We start from the raw sequence: 20,042 nt of genomic DNA on the forward strand, positions 1-20,042 counted from the left end.
TAATAACAAGAAGTTTATATGTTCAATAGCAAATTCTACTAAGATATAAACCATTAGGCGGAACTAAAATATGGTTATATTGTTTTTTAGCTCCAAGCTGATCTTTTAATTCTTCTATACTCATTTTATTTTCTAAAACTTTTAAAATAGACGCTATACTTAATCTTATTTGTCCTCTTAAAAAACCATTAGCTTTAAAATGAAAAATTGTCATATTTTTATAAGCATAAGCGTAAGATTTAAGCATTTTTCTAATAGTAGTTTTCGAATCTCCACCACTTTTACAAAAATATTTAAAATCATATTCACCTATAAAGTATTTTAAGATTTCGTTAGCTTTTTTAATATCTATTTGTGGATAAAAATAAACATATCGCGACAAAAAAGGATTAAATTTTCCATGATGAAAAATATAACGATATTCTCTACTTTTAACATCATATCTTACTTCAAAATCAAATGGCATAAATTTTAAATATTTAATATGTATATAAGGGTGTGCAAATTTGTTAAGCTGTTTTTTAAGATAATTTAAATCTTGAAAATATTCACCACATTCAACACAAGCAACGGCAAAAGTTGCATGAACTCCTTTATCAGTTCTTGAAGCCATTAAAATCTTAGAAAAAATTCCAAGATGGGCCAAGGCTTTTTGTAAAGTATCTTGAACACTTCTTTGATGCGGTTGGGTAGCTGAGCCTAAAAACGCTGATCCATCATAGGAAAAAACGAGTTTTAATTTCATTAATAGCGACTTAAAATCATTTTTTTAAAACAAATCATTGATGCAATAAAACTCACTATAAAAATACTAAAACACGCTAATAAAGGTGGTTTATAAAATAAGCTTAAAAGTCCAAAATATACAGCAATTACTCCAAACATTCCAATATAAACAAAACCTTTTTCATAACGATAAGTCACAATACCAAAAGAAAGTGCAAAAAGAGTACTTGCTAATGGAAAAAGTGCTATTGCTGTGTAGATTACAAATTCTTTAGCACGTTTTGTATTTGAGTTGATATCAAACCAATATTCATAAAATTTTTTTACTTTCAAATTACTATTATTAAACTGTGTGTTTAAAATAAGATTTTCAAATTCTCCAGTAAATATCATTTTAGTATTATCAAAATTATACATCTTTCCATTTATAAGATTGAAAGCAAAACCTGTAGCTTCTCTTTGGGCTGTAGCTTCTTTGGCGATAATAAGTTGTTCTTTATCGCTAACAGATTTTTTTGGATGATACATAATGATATTTTCATATTTATTATTTTCTTGCTTCTCTATAAAGATCATCCAGTCTAAGAATTTTTGTCCAAACTCTCCTGTTTTATAATTAAATTTTACCTGTGTTTTTTTATAGTCAATAAAATTATCTTGAAGTTCAAGCACCAAAGGTATCATAACTAAAGACGTAAATAACATCAAGATGCTAACCAAACTAGCAATTTTTAAAAACAATGCAGCTAAAATTTTTGGAGAAAATCCAAGCGTAAAAAGAACTATACTTTCATTTTCTCTAGAAAGTCTAAATAAAGTTAAAGTGAGAGCTATAAAAAAGGATATTGGCAAAGTAAAAATTAAAATTCTAGGCAACATAAAACAATAAAGTTCCAACAAGTCTAAAAAACCTATTTCTATACTTGAAGTTAATTTAGCTAATTGGATAAAAAATACCATAGAAACTATACTAAAAAGCACAAAAAAAATAGAAAGATTAGTGCTTAAAAACTGATTTAAAATATATTTTGAAACGAGTTTCATTTTAATTCCTGATTAAAAATTAAAAAAACTAAATATCCTATAAAAGCAGTATTTATAAAAGGCAAAAATGGGAGTTCATTTTTTTTGTTATAAATAAAAAAAGGTAAAGCCAACAAAGCAGAACAAAAAATAATCATAAAACTCTCTTTAAATCCGAAAATTCGAGCTATACTTGCACACACGATTATATCCGCATCTCCTAGATTTTCTTGTATGCCTTTTGATCTAAAATTCTTTATATAGGCTGTAAAACTTTTAAGTAAAAACAAAAAACCTGCAAAAGAAAATGCTTGCACTAAAAAGCCGCTCTTAAAGTCTTCAAAAATAAGAAAATGAACAAATTCATTTATATCCAACTTTAAAATTAAAGCCAGAAAAAATAAAAACCAAAGTAACAATTGCGGAACAGCTTTAAATTTAATATCTATATAAGAAAGTGCCAAAAAAACAAATAAATAAAATGTTAAAACTAGAAATTCTAATAAATTTTTACTGAAAAAATAAGCAATAAAAACAAAAATCGCACCTAAAATTTCACTTAAAAATACACGAATAGGAATTTTTTCTTTACAAAACCTACACCTAGCTTTTAAAAATATATATGAAAAAAAAGGTATAAGATCTAAAATTTCAAGCTTCTTATAACAAGAAAAACAATAAGACCTTGCGCTAAAAATTGGATAATTTTTATAAAAACGATCAATAAAACACATACAAAACGAACCTAAGCTTAATCCTAAAATAGTCAAAAAAGCAAATTTTAAAATATAACCTTGAATTAAAATTTCACCTTCCAAATGTTCTCTCTCTTTTTCTGTATTCTTTTATGATTTTTTTAAATTCCCTTTTTGTAAGCCCAGGAAATAAAGTTTCACTGAAATAAATTTCAGCATAAGCGCATTGCCAAAGTAAAAAATTCGAAAGTCTCTTTGCATTGCCTACACGAAGCATCAAATCCACATCTAAAGGAAGATCTAAATTTTCACTGATATTTTTTTCATTGATTTCCAAACCTTTTTCTATAACGCGACGCGTAGCGCGAACAATTTCATCTTTAGCACCATAGCTAATTGCTAAATTAACACAAAGCAAATTACAATGTTTAGTTTTTTCTTCTACTAATTTAATCTTATCCTTTAAAGGTTCACTAAGCCTTGTCAAATCTCCAATTGCCCTTAAACGAACATTGTTTTTTTCAAATTTTTCCAATGCTTCATCCAAACAACGATCTAAAAGCTCAAAAATAAAATCAATTTCATCTTTAGGTCTATTCCAATTTTCAGTACTAAAAGCAAATAAGCTCAAATTAGAAATTCCTTCTTCAACGCATACCTCCATCATTTTTTGCATAGTTTTAACACCTTGAGAATAACCTAATTTTGCTAAAAAACCTTTAGCCTTAGCCCACCGTCTATTACCATCCATTACAATTGCAAGATGTTTTAAATCATTCATTATTACCCTTTAAAATCAAATAATTTTTTAAATGTAAATAAAGGTTCAAACTTAGTATCCTGCATAACATTAAAATTTAAATGCTCATTTAAAAATTTTTGCACCTTTAAAAAAGGAGTAAAAATGGAAACTCCATTTTGATCGATTAAAATTCTTAAAGCTCCAAAAACACTAAAATAAAGATAAATTTCTAAAAATTTAGCTTTTTTCTTCATTTGAAATAAACAAGCTTTGTTTTCAAAAATAAAAGGAATATGGTAAATATTTTCAAAACTTGCAAAAAGCATTTCTTTTAAAATTTGATACTTTTCTCTATTTTTACATTCTATAAGATTTGAAATAATATATTCTTTATAATTAACCTTATTTTCCAAAATCGCTACCATCAAAGGCAAACCTTCTTCAAAAGGTGTAAAAACAGGTCTTTTAGACAAGTGCTTAAATTGTATCGCGCCACTTTTTTCTTTGTAAATTTCTGCTAAATATTCTGCTCCAATTTCTAATTCAATCATACTCTTAGTTTGGATTTTTTTATGATTTAAAAGCAAAGTATAATGCCCATATCCTGTTTTTCCTAATACTTTCATTTGAATAGGTAAGGTAGCATTAATCATAATCTTTCACACCAATCAATCAAATCAAAAGCCAAATCTTTTTTATCTTTTAAACCGCTTTTTTCACAAGCGTCTTTACTTATAAAATGAAATTCGTTTTGATCGCTTCCAAAAGTATTTTTTTCATTTAGGATATTTAAGCATACCAAATTTAAGTTTTTTTCTGCTAAAGATTTTTTAGCGTTTTCTATGGCATTTTTTGCATCAAATTCCATTTTAAAGCCTATTTTTTTGCCTTTAAAATTGATATTTTTTAGCAAATCTTCATTAAGTTTTAAGTGAAGATCTAAGCCTTTTAAAAATTGATTTTTCTTGATTTTCCCTTTTTGAGATTGCGGGATAAAATCGCTCACAGCTGCCGCCATAATCAAAAAATCACTTTCACAAAATCTTTGCAATAACGCCTTTAAATCTTTTGAATCTTCAAATTTGTAAATTTCATAAGGGGTTTTAAAATCTACAGAACTTAAAAATATAACCTTAGCTCCTAAAAAATAAAAGGCATCAGCGATTGATTTTGCCATTTTTCCGCTTGAAAAATTACTTATACAACGCACATCATCTATTTTTTCTCTTGTGCCCCCACCGCTGATCACCACGCTTTTATCAAGCCAAAATTTCTTTTTAAAAAGCTCTCTTTTGGTGATATTAAATATATCCTCAACTTCTGCTAAAGCCCCTATTCCTTCATCCTTGCAAGCTAAAACTTTAGAAATTGGAGGGATGATTAAGGCTTTATTTTTTTGAAGTAATTTTAAAGAATTTTGTGTGCTAAAATGATGATACATCTTTGTATTAGCCGCTGGAGCTATGATTAAAGGTTTGGTGCAAGCGATTAAGGTTTGGATAAAAAGATTATCCGCTATACCAAGGGCTAATTTATTGATCGAATTGACACTCGCGGGTGCAAAAAGAACAAGATCGCAATCTTTGCTAAAATCTATATGATTTTTTTTATTTTCCCAACTTTCATTTTCTTCACATAAAATTTCATCTGCCAAAGCTTCAAAACTTAATTTATTTGCAAATTTTAAAAGCCCTTGGCTAAGTAAGACTTTAACTCTAATCTTTTCTTTTTTAAATAAAGAAATAAGTTCATAAGCTTTATAAAAAGCTATGCTACCGCTAACTGCTAAAAGTATAGTTTTCATTTTTTAAATTTTTTATAAAAATAATCTTTAACCACTTTTCTATTAGCTCTATTGATAAACAAAGAACCACTAGAAACATTACAATCAACCGAACTTCCAGCCGCAATAATAACATCATTTTCTATATTTACTGGAGCAATAAATTGTGTGTCTGATCCCACAAAAACATTTTTTCCAATAATAGTTTTATGTTTTTTAATCCCATCATAATTGCAAGTGATAGTCCCACAGCCTATATTGGTACCACTATCGATTTCACAATCGCCTAGATAGCTTAAGTGCCCTGCTTTTACGGTGTTTAATTTTGCATTTTTGCATTCTACAAAATTACCTATATGGGTATTTTTTATTTCACAATTTGGACGCAAATGTGCTAAAGGTCCTACATCGCTATTTTCAACGATAGAATTTTCAATTACGCTAGAACTTTTGATGACAGAATTAACAATCTTGCTTTTTCCTTCAATTCTCACATTTTCATAAACTTCACATTCTCCTACAAATTTAACATCCAATCCTATAAAAGTGCTATGAGGCGAATGAAAAATCACTCCTTGTTTCATCCAATGCTTTTTGATTTTTTCTTGCATTAAATTTTCAGCTATGCTTAACTCAAATTTATCATTAATACCCATAAATTCATTTTCATCTACATAGATAGCTTTAATGATTTTATTTTTATCTTTGGCTAAAGCTATCATATCGGTTAGATAGTATTCTTTGGCGGCATTATTATTATCAATTAAAGGCAATATTTCTGATAAAAGTTTTGATTTGATCGCATAAACTCCGGCATTGCAAATATTAATTAATCTTTCTTTTTCGTTGGCATCTTTAAATTCTATGATTTTTTCCACTCTATCATTTTCTATCAAAACTCGCCCATAAGTTTTTGCATCCTTAGCGCGAAACACCGCTAAGCTCAAATCAGCATCATTTTGCAATAATTGCTTTAAGCTTTCACTTTCAACTAAAGGCATATCCCCGCAAAGAATTAAAACTTTTTCTTTGCTTGATTTGAAATTTTTTAAAGCACCTGCAGTTCCAGGGTAATTTTGCAAATCCTGTTCTAAAATTTTTGTTTTTGGAAAAAAAGAGAGAATTTCTTTTTCAACAAGCTCTTTTTGATGAGACAAAACCACACTCACATCATCACTTAATTCATAGGCTTTTTCTAAAATATGTAAAATCATGCTTTTTTGGCAAAGTTCTTGTAAAACTTTTGGTTTTTGCGATTTCATCCTTGTACCAAGCCCTGCTGCTAATATCAAAATGGAAGTTTTCATGATTTTAAAGCCTTATTTTATAAATAAATTTTAATTTATTTTATCATTTTAAAGTTAAAATTCGTCCAAAGTTTAGATATTTTGGATAAAAGTTAAACTTTTTTTTAGTCATCAAAAGTTAAAATAAAATGCATTTTTATTAAAATTAATTGCTTAAGGTTTGGTTTTGAAAAAAATATTTTTTTTATTGATAATGAGTGCCTGTTTTAATACTCTTTTTGCAGCTCCTGAAGCAACAATTCCGACGGTTAATTTAAGCCTTGGTGCTCCAAATACGCCTAATCAGCTTGTTACAACCCTCAACATAGTTGTCGTTTTAACCATTCTTGCGCTCGCCCCAAGTATCGTTTTTGTAATGACTTCATTTTTACGTCTTATTGTGGTATTTTCATTTTTGCGTCAAGCTATGGGAACTCAAAGTATGCCTCCAAATACTATTTTGGTTACTTTAGCACTTATTTTAACTTTTTTTATTATGGAGCCTGTGGCAACCAAATCTTACAATGAAGGTATAAAGCCTTATTTGGCCGAAAAAATTGGCTATGAAGAAGCCTTTGCTAAAGGAGTTAAGCCTTTTAAAGACTTTATGCTTAAAAATACGCGAGAAAAAGATTTAGCTTTATTTTATCGTATTCGTCATTTACCAAATCCTAAAACAATAGATGATGTCCCTCTAACGGTTTTAGTTCCAGCATTTATGATTTCCGAACTAAAAACTGCTTTTGAGATAGGCTTTTTAATTTATCTACCTTTCTTAGTTATCGATATGGTTGTAAGCTCTGTTTTGATGGCTATGGGTATGATGATGCTTCCGCCTGTAATGATTTCTTTGCCTTTTAAACTTTTAATTTTTGTTCTTGTAGATGGTTGGAATTTATTAGTTCAAAGATTAGTAGAAAGTTTTGTGACTTAAAAAAGGCCTTTTTAGACCTTTTTTTTGAAAATATTTAAAAGAAAAATTGTAAATGATTCTTTTTAAAAGTGTCTTTAACATCTTTTAAGTATTTTTCTCCAAGAAAATCAAAAAATCCATCTTTTTTGCTTTTACCTATAAAATCATCAAGTTGTTTTTTAAGTTCTATATTGCCCTTTTTTACGGCTATACCCCAAAATTCTGGATTTTCCTGAAAAGGTGCTAAAATAGCTCTTGTTGCATCTTGATGTTTTTGCCAAGTACGATAAATCGTAAGCTGATCATAAAAAAATCCATCGGCTTTTCCCTGTATCACCTCCAAAATTGCCGCATTTTCTTTATCAAAAAGATGTATAGTGGCATTTTTAAGATTTTTATTTGCATATAAATGACCAGTAGAACCACGTTTTAAAGCTAAAATTTCTCCTTTTTTATCCAAATCTTTTATACTTTTAATCTTTGAGTTAATAGGAGTTAAAATTGCCAAATTAGCCTGTGCATAAGGGATGCTAAAATCCACAACCTTTTTACGATCATCAGTAATCGTCATAGAAGATATAATAAGATCTATTTTTCCTGTTTTAAGAGCAGGTATTAGACCATCCCAAGCAATATTTTTTACCACAAGATTATAACCATTTTCTTTAGCAAATTTTTCTAAAAAATCCACACTAATACCAGAGGCTTTACCGCTCTTATCATTCATTTCAAAAGGTGGATAACCAAGTTCCATACCTACTACTAGATCTTTTGCTGCTAAGTTTAAAGCAAAAAATACCATTAAAAAATAAAAAATTTTTTTCATTATTACTCCTTAAATTAAAATTTAAATATGTATTAAAATACATAAAATTTTAAAAATTTTTATAAAATTTCAAAGCTCTTTCATAGTCTTCTTTAGTATCTATACCCATACTATTAGTCACAATTTCAAGCATTTTGATTTTCTTTCCATTTTCAATCGCTCTTAATTGTTCTAGCTTTTCAGTCCTTTCAAGCATAGAATTTTTTAAAGTACAAAACTCTCTTAAAGCTTTTACACTATAAGCATAAATTCCTAAATGCCCTTTAAAATCATCTTGATAATCTTCTCTTTCATAAGGAATTTTTGATCTTGAAAAATATAAGGCAAAATTATCTTTATCACAAACTACTTTAACCAAATTAGGATCATCGGCTTGTTTTTTATCTATACTTTTATAGCAGCTTACCATAAAAGCTTCTTTATCTAAGCAAGAATGTGCAAATTCTTTAAATAAAAGCAAATTTTTACTTTCTATAAAAGGCTCGTCCGCTTGCACATTAATGATAATTTCATCATTTCTTAAAGCAAGTTTTTGACAAGCTTCATTGATTCTATCTGTACCGCTTTCATGTTCTTTACTCGTTAAAACTGCTTTAAAATGATACTTTGTAGCAAGCTCTAAAATTTCTTCATCATCAACCGCTATGCAAACTTCATCGACGCTTTGAACTTGCTTAGCAGTTGCTATAAACATAGGAACGCCACCTATATCACAAAGAATTTTTTTAGGAAAACGACTTGAGTTTAATCTTGTAGGTATAATAATCATTTTTTCATCCATTCTAAAATTTCATTTTCAACTTCTTCGCTTTTACAAACTCTTTTATCTTTTAAATTTAAATCAAAAAGTTTAGAAATTTCTTCTTTTATTTCTAGATTAAATTTCTTGGCCAAAAGTCTAAAGTCTTCTTTCTCATCAATACAATCTCTTTCAAAAATTGCCTTAATCATACTTGGGGTAAATTTTGTCCATTCAGCAGTTGAAGTGATAATGCTTGGTTTTGAAATATCTAGCATTTTAAAACAAGTTGCGGTGTGTGGATCGATTAAGGTTTTACTTTCTTTTATAAATCTCATACATTCATTATCTTCACAAAAATCAGCTTCAAAATCTTCTTGTAAACTTTGCAATTCTTTTTGATTAAGGGTAAAATAATTTTGATTTTTAAGTAAATTCATTAATTCATTTGTTCTTAAATCTCCAAATTTATCAAAAAGTAATCTTTCTATATTAGAAGAAATCAGTATATCCATAGCTGGAGATATAGTCTTTTTAAGAATTTTATCGCGTAGATCATAAACGCCTTCATTGAAAAATTCGCTTAAAATATTATTTGCATTGGATGCGATTTTTATTTTTGCAATTTTAGCACCCATTTTTTTTGCATAATAGGCTCCTAAAGCATTTCCGAAATTTCCACTAGGAACTATAATTTCAACTTTTTCTTTAAATTCATTCCATAATTTTAAACTTGCATAATAATGATAGATTATTTGAAATAAAATGCGTCCAAAATTGACAGAATTTGCAGCACAAAGTTCATAATCTTGTATTTTTAAATTTTTTCTAAATTCTTCTTTTGAAAGTAGATTTTTTAAAATACGTTGCGTATCATCAAAATTTCCTTCAATGGCTAAAACTTTTAAATTATCTTTATCTAAAGCTCTCATTTGAAGTTCTTGCAAGGAACTTGTTCCTCCATTTGGATACATACAAGCAACTCTAATATTCTCTAAATTCTCAAAGCTTTTAAGTGTAGCAGGACCTGTATCTCCACTTGTAGCGCACATGATTAAAATTTTTTTATCCTTTGAAAATTCATTTAAAAGAACTCCAAAAGGTTGCAAAGCCATATCTTTAAAAGCTCTTGTGGGTCCGTGCCAAAGCTCATTAATATAAATCTTATCATCTATTTTTTTTAATTCTATAGCAGAGTGATGATCAAATTTTTCATAACTTTGAAGAGCTTTTTTAAATAATTCTTCATAACCAAATTCAAAGCTTTCTATCAATTTTAAAGCAAAATCATTATAAGAAAGTTCGCTGTATTTCTCCCCATCAAAATAAGGCAAATTTAAAGGCGAATAAAGTCCTCCTTGTGGCGCATTAGGATTGATCAACGCTTCTTTAAAATCTGCTTTATTATTAATATTTCTACTTTCAACTAAAGTCAATCAAAACTCCTTACATACTGATGTAATCTTTCTTTAAAATTTTCTTTTAATTCTATATTTAATTCTATAATTTGACACTTAAAGCCAAAATCTTTTACTTTAACATAATCCTTAAAAGTAAGCATTAAAGTATCACAATTATGTTTTTTAAGCAAATCTTCAAGCTCATCTTTTTTAAATTCATAATGATCTTTAAAAAAATAACAAGCCCTAGCCTTTATAAAATGTTCATAAAGCCTAAAAGGTTTAGCAATGGCTGTTACTAATATAGCCTTAGGATTTTCCTTAGTATAAGAATAGCGGATAAAATCCCTACCTTCGAGTGCTATAAAGTCAGCTTTTTTGCTATAAAATTTTGGCAAACGATACACCCCACTAGGTAAAGTAAAATTAAAATAAGGTTTTACTTGACTCTCTAGTAAAATATCGAATTTTTGAATATGAAATTTAGAAAAAGCATCGTCTAGTAAAACCACCTTTGCGCCTAAATCAAAAGCTTTTTTTATTCCCTCTACCCTATTTTCACTTACAAGTACACCTGAAATTTTTTCTTCAAAAGCATACTCCATCGCTTCATCACCACTTTGTAAAACATCAACTAAAATTTCATCATTACACTTAACAACAACCAAACCTTTACTTTTCCTTTTGTAACCCCTAAGCACAATGAAAACATTCTCAAATTCTCCTGCGATTGCTTTACAAAGCGGAGTTTTGCCATTTCCTCCAAAGCTTAAATTACCTACGCTAATAACAGGCTTTTCAAAATTGATTTTTTTTCTAAAGCAGGTATTTAAAATAGCAATTAAAGCATAAAGCATACTCAAAGGCAAAAGTGTGTAAGCTAAACATTTTTGAAAAAAGCTAGGGTTAAAAAAATAACGATCTAGCCAAAGTTTATATTTTTTATCTTCACTCACTCTTAAAATCCATCAAATTGGCAATTTTAGGCATAGATCTTTTAAAAGCATTGTTAGCAATCCTTGACTTTAACATATCAAGTAATTTTTTATCTAATTGCTCCATAACTTGCCTATCATCTCTTTCTATCGCTTTCAAGCCTACATCTATTTGCTCGTAAGTAAAACCTAAATCTTTTTCATCGCTTTGATTTTCCCAAAGATCAGCACTCGGAATTTTTTTGATAAAATTTTCATGCAAATTTAAAAATTTAGCTAGTTTATACACTTGTGTTTTATAAAGCTCTCCTATAGGATTAAAAGCACAAGCTAAATCTCCATAAATCGTTCCATAGCCTAAAAGCAGCTCGCTTTTATTGGAGGTCCCTACCACTAAAGAATTTTTCATCATAGAATAATCATAAAGCAAACTCATTCTAATACGCGCAGCATAATTTCCTATACGAATTTTATCAATATCTTCACTTTGTTCTATAAAAGCATCAAGTATTTTTTGAATTGAAATGATTTTATATTCTATTTTCAAATCATTACAAAGCATTAAAGCATCATTTAAGTGTTCTTTGCTTGAAAATTGCGTAGGCATTAAAAGTGCAAAAACATTTTCATTTAAAGCTTTTTTACAAAGTGTCGCTACTAAAGCAGAATCAATTCCTCCACTAAGCCCTAAAACAACACCATTTTTTTTATTTTTTTGAATTTGTTCTTTAATAAAAGCGCATAAATTTTTAAAAATTAACTCGCATTGCATCACTTGCCTTTAAAATAATTCAGTAGTATAATTATATATAAATTTCCAAACAAAAAGGCTAAAAAATGCAAATTATCAAACAAGCTTGTGGCCCTTATGAAACAAATTGTTATATTTTATCTACAGAAAAAGGCGAATTTATAATCGATCCTGGATTTGAAGCTTTAAAATTTATACAAAAGCACGTTAAAAATCCTTTAGCTATTTTAAATACTCACGGACATTATGATCATGTGTGGGATAATGCTAAGGTAAAAAAAGAATACAATATCCCTATTTATATACATAAAAACGATGAATTTATGCTCAACGATCCATTTGAAAAAGGATTTGAACATAGCAAGGCTGATTTTTTGGTTCAAGATGAAAATATATTTGATATCAATGGGATTAATTTTAAATTTCATTTTTTGCCTGGACATACCCCAGGCTGTACTATGATAGAAGTTGTCGGTGAAGATTTAATGTTTAGCGGAGATTTTTTGTTTTATAGAAGTATAGGGAGATGGGATTTTCCATACTCAGATCCAAATCTTATGAAAGAAAGCTTGCAAAGAGTAATGAGTTATGAAAATGATTTTAAACTTTTACCTGGACACGGACAAGAAACAACTCTAAAAGCTGAGCAAGCACATTTGCCTTCTTGGCTAAGATTTTTTTAGGAGTAAAATTTGGATAGTTTGGACTTATTTTTAGTTTATTTTTTTATATTTTTAAACATTTTTGCTTTACTGGGCTTACTTTTTGGAAATAATAAAAAAAATCAATTCAATGAAAAAAAATTCTATAGAATTTGCCCCTGTAAAAGAATGGCTGAAAACGGTTCCTTAAGCACGATTTGTATGTATTGTGCAATAGGAGGATTTTTTTACAGTATGCTTTCGATTGGACTTATAGGGTTTGGAAACTGGGCTTTAAACGTGATTTTAATTCTTACGCTTTCATCTGCATTTTTGGGCTGGAAGTTAAAATTAGATTGATTGTAAATTCTGCTCCATTGTCTTTATTTTCTGCATATAAATTGCCTTTAAAATTTTTCTCTATAATTACTTTACTCATATACAAGCCTATACCCGTTCCCATATTGGCATGTTTTGTACTGATATAAGGTTCAAAAATTTTTTCTACAGGCGAAATAGTAATTCCTCCTCCATTATCTTTAATTTTAATAAAAATATTTTGATTTTCTCTTGTAAGTGATATTTTTATACAAGGATTTTTAATTTTTCGCTCTATTAAAACATCCTTAGCATTACAAAGTATATTCAAAATCGCTTGAGAAAATTGATTTTGAAATCCATAAAATTCAATTTCTTCTTTAAAATCTTTTTTGACGTTTATTGAGTGCTCTTTAAAAGAAGATTCTAACAATTTCAAAGTCTTATCTAAAGTTTTTTCTATGGAAAAAACTATTTTTTCTGTATTTGGCTTAAAAAAATTTCTAAAATCATCTATAGTTTTTGACATATAGGATATTAAATTTTCGGCACTTTTTTCTTGTTTTTTAAAATTCTCGCAATCTAATCTTTTTAATTCCATCATTAAACCTAAATGAGTAATGATTGCACTAAGTTCTGTTAAAGGTTGTCTCCATTGATGGGCAATATTCCCTATCATTTCACCCATACTAGCTAAACGACTTTGATGCATTAAAATTCTTTCTTGCTCTCTTCTTTTTTGGAGTTCAATTTGAATTTTTTGCTCTAAATTAGCATTTAAGTGTCTTAAAGAATTCTCACTAATCTCTAATCTTTTGATTAATACCTTAAAGCCATAATGTAAAATCAATAAAATAATTAAAATTAAAAATAAAGACAATATTAAAGCTTCAATAAAAGATTTCTTTATAATATCTTCTTGTTCAGTAATATCTTGATAAAAAATCATTTTTGCTTGTTTATCATCAACATCAAATAAAGTAAAAGAATGAAGTATAAAGGTTTGACTGCCTTTTGTTATTAAGTTTCCATCTTGATATTCTTTATTAAAAACAATATTCCCTTTTAATTCTGAAAAATCTTGTATTTCTTTTAAAAAATATTCTGCCGCTAAGCAAAATTCAATCCAACCAAGTAATTTGTTTTTCTCATAAAAAGGAGTTAAAATGTGATAAGTTAAGATATCTTTATCAAGAAAAAAATATTCATTTTTTGCATTTTTCGGATTTAAAGATCGATTTTTTATTCCTAAAAAAGTTAAAAGTTGTCCTTGATTGTTAAAAAATTTCATATTAAGTAAATAAGGATTTTCCTCTTTTAAGACTTTAAATCTTGCTTGAGTTAAAATTTTTATTTTTTCTATATCTTGATTTTTTATATAGTTTTTTATATTGTCAGATTCTAAATTTGCTTTCGCCCTACTTGTATAAAATTCTTTAGTACGCTTTAAAGTTGTAGTGTAAATATTTGCAATTTCGCCTTTAAATTCTTCTTTTGATAAACTGATTAAATTCCTTATATCAATCTGTCTTAAAAAACTAAATACTATGCAAGTTAAAATAAATAAAACTATAACTAAAATCATTGTCTTTGTTTTGGTTGAAAATTTTAAATACAAACGCATTTATAACCTATACCAAATACATTTTCTATTGTTTTATCAGGAACTTTTTTTCTTAATTCTTTAATAATAGCTTTCAAAGCATCTTTATGATTTTCAGCGTCATTGTAGATTGAAAGCTCTAGCTCCTCAAAACTGACAACTCGATTTTTATTTCTTAAAAGATACTCAAAAACTTGTTTTTCTTTTTTTGTAAGAATAGAAGTTTGATTATTATAAAATATACTAGACTTTAAAGGCTCATAAAAAACATTATTTTGCAATATTATCCTATAATCATCAGTATATTCATACATCCATTTAGCTACACTTTTTAAAGTATTTAAAAATTCATCCTTAGTAAAAGGTTTGATTAAAAATTTGCAAATATTAAGTTCAATAGCCTCTAAAAAATATTCTTTTTCACTATAAGCACTCACAATTACAATAGGAGTTTTTTTATATGTGGATCTTAATTCTTTTAAGACTTCAAGTCCATTTAATTTTGGTATACAAATATCCATAAAAATTACATCGGGATTTTTTTTATAAAATAAATTTAAAGCCTCTTCTCCATCTTTAGCCTCATAAACATTTTTAAAAAATAATTCCAAATTGGCACTTAAAGATCTTCTTACACCTTCTTCATCTTCAACATTTAAGACAGTCAAATTACCGAATAAAGCTAAAATCTCTTCCATGAGTATATTATACATAATTTTTAGCCAAATCAAAAAATCTCTCTATTTTCTCTCTTTATTTTTTTAAAATAATTTAGTATTAAAAACTTTAAGGATATCATATGAATAAAAGACGCTTTTTTCTTAAACAAGGAGTTACTACCCTAGCTTTATTTTCTAGCGCAAAGGCTTTTAGTTTAAAAAATCCTAGCAGGAATACAAAAAATCCTGGAGCATTAGGACAAAAAAATAAAAGATTTGCAATGGTAATCGATCTAAGAAAATGTGTAGGATGTCACGCTTGTACTGCTAGTTGTAAAGTTGAAAATCAAGTTCCTAAAGATCAATTTAGAACTAATGTTGCCGAATTTGAAATTGGAGTTTTTCCTGATGTTAGAAAAGCTTTCTTGCCTCAACTTTGCAATCATTGTGAAAATCCTCCTTGTGTAAGTGTTTGCCCAACGGGTGCAACTTTTAAAAGATTAGATGGTATTGTTGTTGTCGATAATGAAACGTGCTGGGGATGTGGATACTGCGTCAATGCTTGTCCTTATGATAAAAGATTTATCAATTCTCAAACCAAAGTAGTAGATAAATGTACTTTTTGTGCCCATAGACTAGATGCTGGATTACTTCCGGCTTGCGTTGAAACTTGCGTTGGAGGCGCAAGAATTATAGGTGATTTAAATGACAAAAATTCTTCAATTTCTAAATTTTTAACTCAATTTCCAAGCTCCGTTTTAAAACAAAAAAGTGGAACAAAACCTCAAGTTTTTTATATAGGTTTAAATGGAGAATTATCAGACAATGTAGTTTCTATGGATGATTTAGACGATACATTAAAATCAAAAAATGAAAAATTAACATGGCAAAGTAAAGGAGTTTAATATGGACTTTAATATTATTCATTCAATTATAAGTATTACCCCTGAAAGACCTTGGGGTTTAAATATAGCAAATTATTTATTTCTTACAGGTATTTCAGCGGCTAATTTTATTTTTGCTAGTTTATATTTTATTTTTAAGCAAAAAAACTTTAAAAATATTGCCTTTTTAGCTTTAATCATTGCTTTTATTTTTTTAATGGTAGCACCCTTAAATTTGATTGATGATTTAACTCAACCTGGAAGAATAGTCAATGTTTTTTTATATGGATGGGAAAATTTCTTTACTAGTCCTATGAAATGGGGAGTTTTGCTATTGATTTTCTTCTTTTTTACTATCTTTTTAGAACTTTATCTTAGCTATCAAGTAGTTTTTAAACAAAAATTAAAATATCAAAAATCACTTTTTTATTGTAGTATCTTAGGCTTTATTTTAGCTTTAGGAATAGAATTTTATACTGCTTATTTAATTGCTATTTTAACTTCCTTTATATTCTTACATACTTCGATAATGCCTATTTTATTTTTAATATCTGCCTTGGTAAGTGGAAGTGGAATGTTAATATTAATAGCTGGATTTTATATCAAATTTTTTACAAAAGAAAAATTAGATTCTAGCTTATTTACTACTCTTTCTAAATTTCTAGCTTGTTTTGCTTTACTCGATTTGATTATAAGAATTTTTTGGTTTAGCTTTTTATTGGTTTTTAACACAGAAGATAAATTTATAGCTCAAATTTTCTTTCAAAAAGAAGGATTTTTTATCATCTTTGTAGATATGGGGCTTTGTCTTCTTTTACCTTTAATTATAGGTTTTTCAAGACTAAATCAAAAATTACCTTTTATTTTTTTAGCTGGTTGTTTAGGTGTACTTGGAAGTTTATTGTTTAGATATACTCTAGTTATTAAAGGACAATCTTTTCCAAAAACCACACCTTCTTTTTTAGAATATCACATAGATTTTTCAAATCTTATAGGCATAATTTGCAATTATGGACTTTTAATTGCACTTTTTTGCCTTGTTTTGGCATTTTTTAATAAAAATATACTTATAAAAGGAAATTAAAATGAAAAGAAGAAAATTTTTAATCGGTTCAGGATTAAGCATTGGAGCGATTTCAGCACTTGGATATTCTGATACTTTAAAGCATACATTAACTTTTTCAGATAAAGGAACTAAAGCAAAAAATACTATCTATGCAAACGCGCAAGAATGCGAAGCGACTATAAATCAAAATGGAATTAATTTTAATGATAAATTTAACATAATGCCAAGCGTTTGTAATGGTTGTGTTACCTTTTGCTCTGTACGTGCTAAAATAGATAAAAAAAGTCAAAAGGTTCTTAGGGTAAGTGGAAATCCTTACAGCCTACTTTCAAGCGATCCTTATCTTGATATGAATACACCTTTAAAGGAAAGTTTTATTGCCTTATCAAATCATAATGAAAATGGTTTAAATATGCGTTCTACGTGTTGCGTTAGAGGCAATTTCGTCCATCATAAACTTGATGATGAATTTAGAATCACAAAGCCTTTAAAAAGAGTAGGAAAACGCGGAGAAAATAAATGGAAAAGCATTGGCATTGAAGAATTAATTTCTGAAATTGTAAATGGTGGAGATCTATTTAATGAAGGACATATCGAAGGACTTAAAACATTTTGCGATACAAAAACTTTAATTGATGAAAAAAATCCAGATTATGGTCCTTTAGCAAATAAATTGTGTATTTTAGGCACAGGAGATGAAGGAAGGCAAAATTTTATCACTCACAGATTTGCTCAAAGTTTTGGAACGATAAATTACTTAGGACATACTGCAATCTGTGGTCTTTCTATGCGTGCGGGTGAAGCTGCTTATTTGAATGATTTTCAAAAATACCCCCATTTAAAACCTGATTTTGAACACTGTAAATTTCTTCTTAATATAGCAACCGCACCCGCACAAGCTGGAAATCCTTTTAAAAGACAAGCGCATTTACTCGCAAAAGCTAGAAGTGAAGGAGAAATGAAATACGTTACCATAACTCCAAATTTAACCAACGCTGATACCTTTGCAGTAGAAAACAAATCAAGATGGATACCTATAAAACCAGGAAGCGATCTTGCTTTTGTTATGGGAATGTTAAGAGTGATCATAGAAAACAAACTTTATAATCTTTCTTATTTAAAAATTCCAAGTTTAAAATCGCAAATTGCCCTTAATGATGTTAGTTTTACCAATGCAACTCATCTTGTCTTGCAAGATGAAGAAAATTATGGCACTTTTTTAAGAGATGAAAATAATCAAATTTTAGTCCTTGAAAATGGCATTCTTAAAAATGCCGATGAAGTCAAACAAGCTGATCTTGAATTTAACGGGAATGTAGAATACAAAGGCAAAATGTATCGAGTAAAAACTAGCTTTGAAATTTTAAAAGAAAATATTTTTGAATATAGCTTAGAAGAATATGCACAAAAATGTGAAATTGAACCAAATATCATAGCTGATTTAGCAAAAGAATTTACTTCGTATGGTAGAGCTGTGGCGACTGATTGTCACGGAGGAACTATGCATACAACAGGATTTTATACCGCTTATGCGATCATGATGCTAGGAAGCATGGTAGGAAATTTAAACCATAAAGGAGGTATGAGTATAGGAGGTGGAAAATTCAATAGTTTTAATGGAAAAATGTTTAATCTTTTAGCCTATGAAGGTAAAAAGAAACCTTATGGAACAAGAATAGATCGCGCAAGAAAAGCCTACGAAACCAGTACGGAATTTCAAGAAAAAATCAAAAACAATCAAAATCCATATCCTGCTAAAGATCAATGGTATCCATTGAGTAATGCTTTAGAAAATGAAGTTTTAACAAGCAGTGCTAATGCTTACCCGTATAAACTTGGCACCTTAATAACCTGGGGAACTAGTCTTGTCTATGGGCAAAGTTTAAATTCAAAAACTATCGAACTTTTAAAAGATCCCAAAAAATCAATTCCATTATTTATAGCTATAGATCCTTTTATTAATGAAACAAGTTTATATGCTGATTATATCATTCCTGATAGTGTTCTTTTTGAAACTTGGGGAGTATTATCTCCTTGGGCTGGTTATGCTACAAAAACAACTCATTTAAGATTTCCTATTGTCCAAAGTCCAAATGAAAAATTTAAAAATGGTCAAAGTATATGCATGGATAGTTTTTTAATTGAACTTGGAAAAGCTTTAAATTTATCATCTTTTGGAAAAGATGCCATTAAAGATAAAGATGGAAATTATTATCCTTTAGATAAACCGGAAGATTTTTATTTAAGAGCTTTTTTAAATGTTGCATTGGATACCCAAAATCCTGTAAATGATATCAGCGATGAAGAATTTAAGATAAGTGGATTACAAAAATATGAAAAAATCTTAAAAGAAATTTGTAAAGAGCATTGGAGAAAAGTAGCTTTTATAATGAGTCGTGGAGGAAGATTTTCTAATAAAGAAAGTGCCTATAAAGGTAATGCTTTAAGTAATTCTTATAAAAAAGCTATCGCGATTTACAATGAAAAACTTGGGACTGCCAAAAATGCACTCAGTGGAGAAAGATATAGTGGAGCTATAAAATATTATGATGCAAGATATGCTAATGGGAAAAAAATTATCCAAAAAGAAGGTTTTGATCTTTTAGCGTTTAATTATAAATCTAATATTTTCTCTTCTTATTCCGCCACCCTTGAGTCTTTAAAAGAAATAAAATATAGCACCTATATAGATATTAATTCACAAAGTGCAAAAAAATACAATATCAAAAATGGCGATAAGGTAAAATTGAGCACTTATGAAAGTTCGATTATAGGTTATGTAAGAGTTAAAGAAGGCATCCATCCATCGGCTGTTGGCTTAGAATATGGGGATGGAAGAGGTGCGGAAGGTGCAAAAGATTTAAGCATAGACGGTAAAACTCTTAAAGCAAGAATTAGAAGAAAAAATGGGATTGCTTACAATCAATTAGGTTTAAGAGATATTACAAGACCCAATAGTCCAAATTTAAGTGATTTTATTATAGGATCAAATGCAAGACAAGCGTTTATGGTAAAAATAGAAAAAATCTAGTCTTTATCATCTTGAATATTC

At 28.4% G+C, this 20,042-nt stretch carries 20 protein-coding genes; 6 read left to right on the top strand and 14 right to left on the bottom strand.

Going from position 1 to position 20,042, the window contains the following annotated elements; translation table 11 throughout:
* Positions 1-22 precede the first annotated feature (22 nt).
* Genes truA through glmU form a run of 7 tightly spaced genes read right to left on the bottom strand, consistent with a single transcriptional unit; the run spans position 23 to position 6,276 of the window.
* Positions 23-745: a tRNA pseudouridine(38-40) synthase TruA gene (truA, locus tag CQA69_RS06575; RefSeq protein ID WP_137620993.1), complete on the bottom strand. Its 723-nt coding sequence runs from the start codon at positions 743-745 to the stop codon at positions 23-25.
* Complete coding sequence (locus CQA69_RS06580; protein WP_137620994.1) at positions 745-1,770, bottom strand: LptF/LptG family permease; 1,026 nt, start codon at positions 1,768-1,770, stop codon at positions 745-747. Before CQA69_RS06580 ends, truA begins: the two co-directional genes overlap by 1 nt.
* Positions 1,767-2,549: a prepilin peptidase gene (locus CQA69_RS06585; RefSeq protein ID WP_407924074.1), complete on the bottom strand. Its 783-nt coding sequence runs from the start codon at positions 2,547-2,549 to the stop codon at positions 1,767-1,769. Before CQA69_RS06585 ends, CQA69_RS06580 begins: the two co-directional genes overlap by 4 nt.
* Before the next feature lie 7 nt (positions 2,550-2,556).
* Entirely contained in the window at positions 2,557-3,225 is a 669-nt protein-coding gene (gene uppS, locus CQA69_RS06590) for a polyprenyl diphosphate synthase (protein ID WP_137620995.1), read from the bottom strand.
* 2 nt (positions 3,226-3,227) lie between these two features.
* Entirely contained in the window at positions 3,228-3,839 is a 612-nt protein-coding gene (locus CQA69_RS06595) for a hypothetical protein (RefSeq protein WP_137620996.1), read from the bottom strand.
* Complete coding sequence (gene coaBC / locus CQA69_RS06600; protein ID WP_137620997.1) at positions 3,836-4,990, bottom strand: bifunctional phosphopantothenoylcysteine decarboxylase/phosphopantothenate--cysteine ligase CoaBC; 1,155 nt, start codon at positions 4,988-4,990, stop codon at positions 3,836-3,838. Before coaBC ends, CQA69_RS06595 begins: the two co-directional genes overlap by 4 nt.
* Positions 4,987-6,276, bottom strand: coding sequence for a bifunctional UDP-N-acetylglucosamine diphosphorylase/glucosamine-1-phosphate N-acetyltransferase GlmU (gene glmU, locus CQA69_RS06605; RefSeq protein WP_137620998.1), 1,290 nt, complete (start codon positions 6,274-6,276; stop codon positions 4,987-4,989). Before glmU ends, coaBC begins: the two co-directional genes overlap by 4 nt.
* A 193-nt stretch (positions 6,277-6,469) precedes the next feature.
* On the opposite strand from glmU, the gene fliP reads away from it, so the two are divergent.
* The gene (fliP, locus tag CQA69_RS06610) at positions 6,470-7,189 is read left to right on the top strand and encodes a flagellar type III secretion system pore protein FliP (protein WP_407924075.1); all 720 of its coding nucleotides are present in this window, start codon (positions 6,470-6,472) and stop codon (positions 7,187-7,189) included.
* 34 nt (positions 7,190-7,223) lie between these two features.
* Here fliP and CQA69_RS06615 read toward each other — a convergent pair whose 3' ends face one another.
* Genes CQA69_RS06615 through CQA69_RS06635 form a run of 5 tightly spaced genes read right to left on the bottom strand, consistent with a single transcriptional unit; the run spans position 7,224 to position 11,840 of the window.
* Positions 7,224-7,994 (bottom strand): transporter substrate-binding domain-containing protein, encoded by a 771-nt coding sequence (locus CQA69_RS06615; RefSeq protein ID WP_137621000.1) that lies wholly within the window; start codon positions 7,992-7,994, stop codon positions 7,224-7,226.
* Positions 7,995-8,043: 49 nt separating this feature from the next.
* The gene (gene kdsB / locus CQA69_RS06620) at positions 8,044-8,763 is read right to left on the bottom strand and encodes a 3-deoxy-manno-octulosonate cytidylyltransferase (protein WP_137621033.1); all 720 of its coding nucleotides are present in this window, start codon (positions 8,761-8,763) and stop codon (positions 8,044-8,046) included.
* Entirely contained in the window at positions 8,760-10,169 is a 1,410-nt protein-coding gene (gene thrC, locus CQA69_RS06625; RefSeq protein ID WP_137621001.1) for a threonine synthase, read from the bottom strand. The genes kdsB and thrC overlap by 4 nt, the downstream gene beginning before the upstream one ends.
* Positions 10,166-11,089: a tetraacyldisaccharide 4'-kinase gene (locus CQA69_RS06630; protein ID WP_137621002.1), complete on the bottom strand. Its 924-nt coding sequence runs from the start codon at positions 11,087-11,089 to the stop codon at positions 10,166-10,168. The genes thrC and CQA69_RS06630 overlap by 4 nt, the downstream gene beginning before the upstream one ends.
* Positions 11,082-11,840 (bottom strand): NAD+ synthase, encoded by a 759-nt coding sequence (locus CQA69_RS06635; protein ID WP_137621003.1) that lies wholly within the window; start codon positions 11,838-11,840, stop codon positions 11,082-11,084. Before CQA69_RS06635 ends, CQA69_RS06630 begins: the two co-directional genes overlap by 8 nt.
* A gap of 65 nt (positions 11,841-11,905) precedes the next feature.
* On the opposite strand from CQA69_RS06635, the gene CQA69_RS06640 reads away from it, so the two are divergent.
* Positions 11,906-12,502 carry an MBL fold metallo-hydrolase gene (locus CQA69_RS06640; RefSeq protein WP_137621004.1) on the top strand — a complete coding sequence of 199 codons (597 nt, stop codon included), beginning with the start codon at positions 11,906-11,908 and terminating at the stop codon, positions 12,500-12,502.
* Positions 12,503-12,511: 9 nt separating this feature from the next.
* A complete protein-coding gene (locus CQA69_RS06645; RefSeq protein WP_407924073.1) occupies positions 12,512-12,820 on the top strand; it encodes a hypothetical protein in 309 nt (102 codons plus the stop codon).
* Here the strand turns inward: CQA69_RS06645 and CQA69_RS06650 are convergent.
* Positions 12,774-14,402 carry a sensor histidine kinase gene (locus CQA69_RS06650; RefSeq protein WP_137621005.1) on the bottom strand — a complete coding sequence of 543 codons (1,629 nt, stop codon included), beginning with the start codon at positions 14,400-14,402 and terminating at the stop codon, positions 12,774-12,776. The genes CQA69_RS06645 and CQA69_RS06650 overlap by 47 nt on opposite strands.
* Positions 14,387-15,094 carry a response regulator transcription factor gene (locus CQA69_RS06655; protein WP_137621006.1) on the bottom strand — a complete coding sequence of 236 codons (708 nt, stop codon included), beginning with the start codon at positions 15,092-15,094 and terminating at the stop codon, positions 14,387-14,389. Before CQA69_RS06655 ends, CQA69_RS06650 begins: the two co-directional genes overlap by 16 nt.
* An 86-nt stretch (positions 15,095-15,180) precedes the next feature.
* On the opposite strand from CQA69_RS06655, the gene dsrO reads away from it, so the two are divergent.
* Genes dsrO through CQA69_RS06670 form a run of 3 tightly spaced genes read left to right on the top strand, consistent with a single transcriptional unit; the run spans position 15,181 to position 20,021 of the window.
* Entirely contained in the window at positions 15,181-15,945 is a 765-nt protein-coding gene (gene dsrO / locus CQA69_RS06660) for a sulfate reduction electron transfer complex DsrMKJOP subunit DsrO (protein WP_137621007.1), read from the top strand.
* A 1-nt stretch (position 15,946) separates the two neighbouring features.
* A complete protein-coding gene (gene nrfD / locus CQA69_RS06665; RefSeq protein WP_137621008.1) occupies positions 15,947-17,008 on the top strand; it encodes an NrfD/PsrC family molybdoenzyme membrane anchor subunit in 1,062 nt (353 codons plus the stop codon).
* Position 17,009: 1 nt separating this feature from the next.
* Positions 17,010-20,021, top strand: coding sequence for a molybdopterin-dependent oxidoreductase (locus CQA69_RS06670; protein WP_246023130.1), 3,012 nt, complete (start codon positions 17,010-17,012; stop codon positions 20,019-20,021).
* Positions 20,022-20,042 lie beyond the last annotated feature (21 nt).

Origin of the sequence: Campylobacter estrildidarum (assembly GCF_005406205.1) — a bacterium.
In the GTDB taxonomy this organism is placed as follows: domain Bacteria; phylum Campylobacterota; class Campylobacteria; order Campylobacterales; family Campylobacteraceae; genus Campylobacter_D; species Campylobacter_D estrildidarum.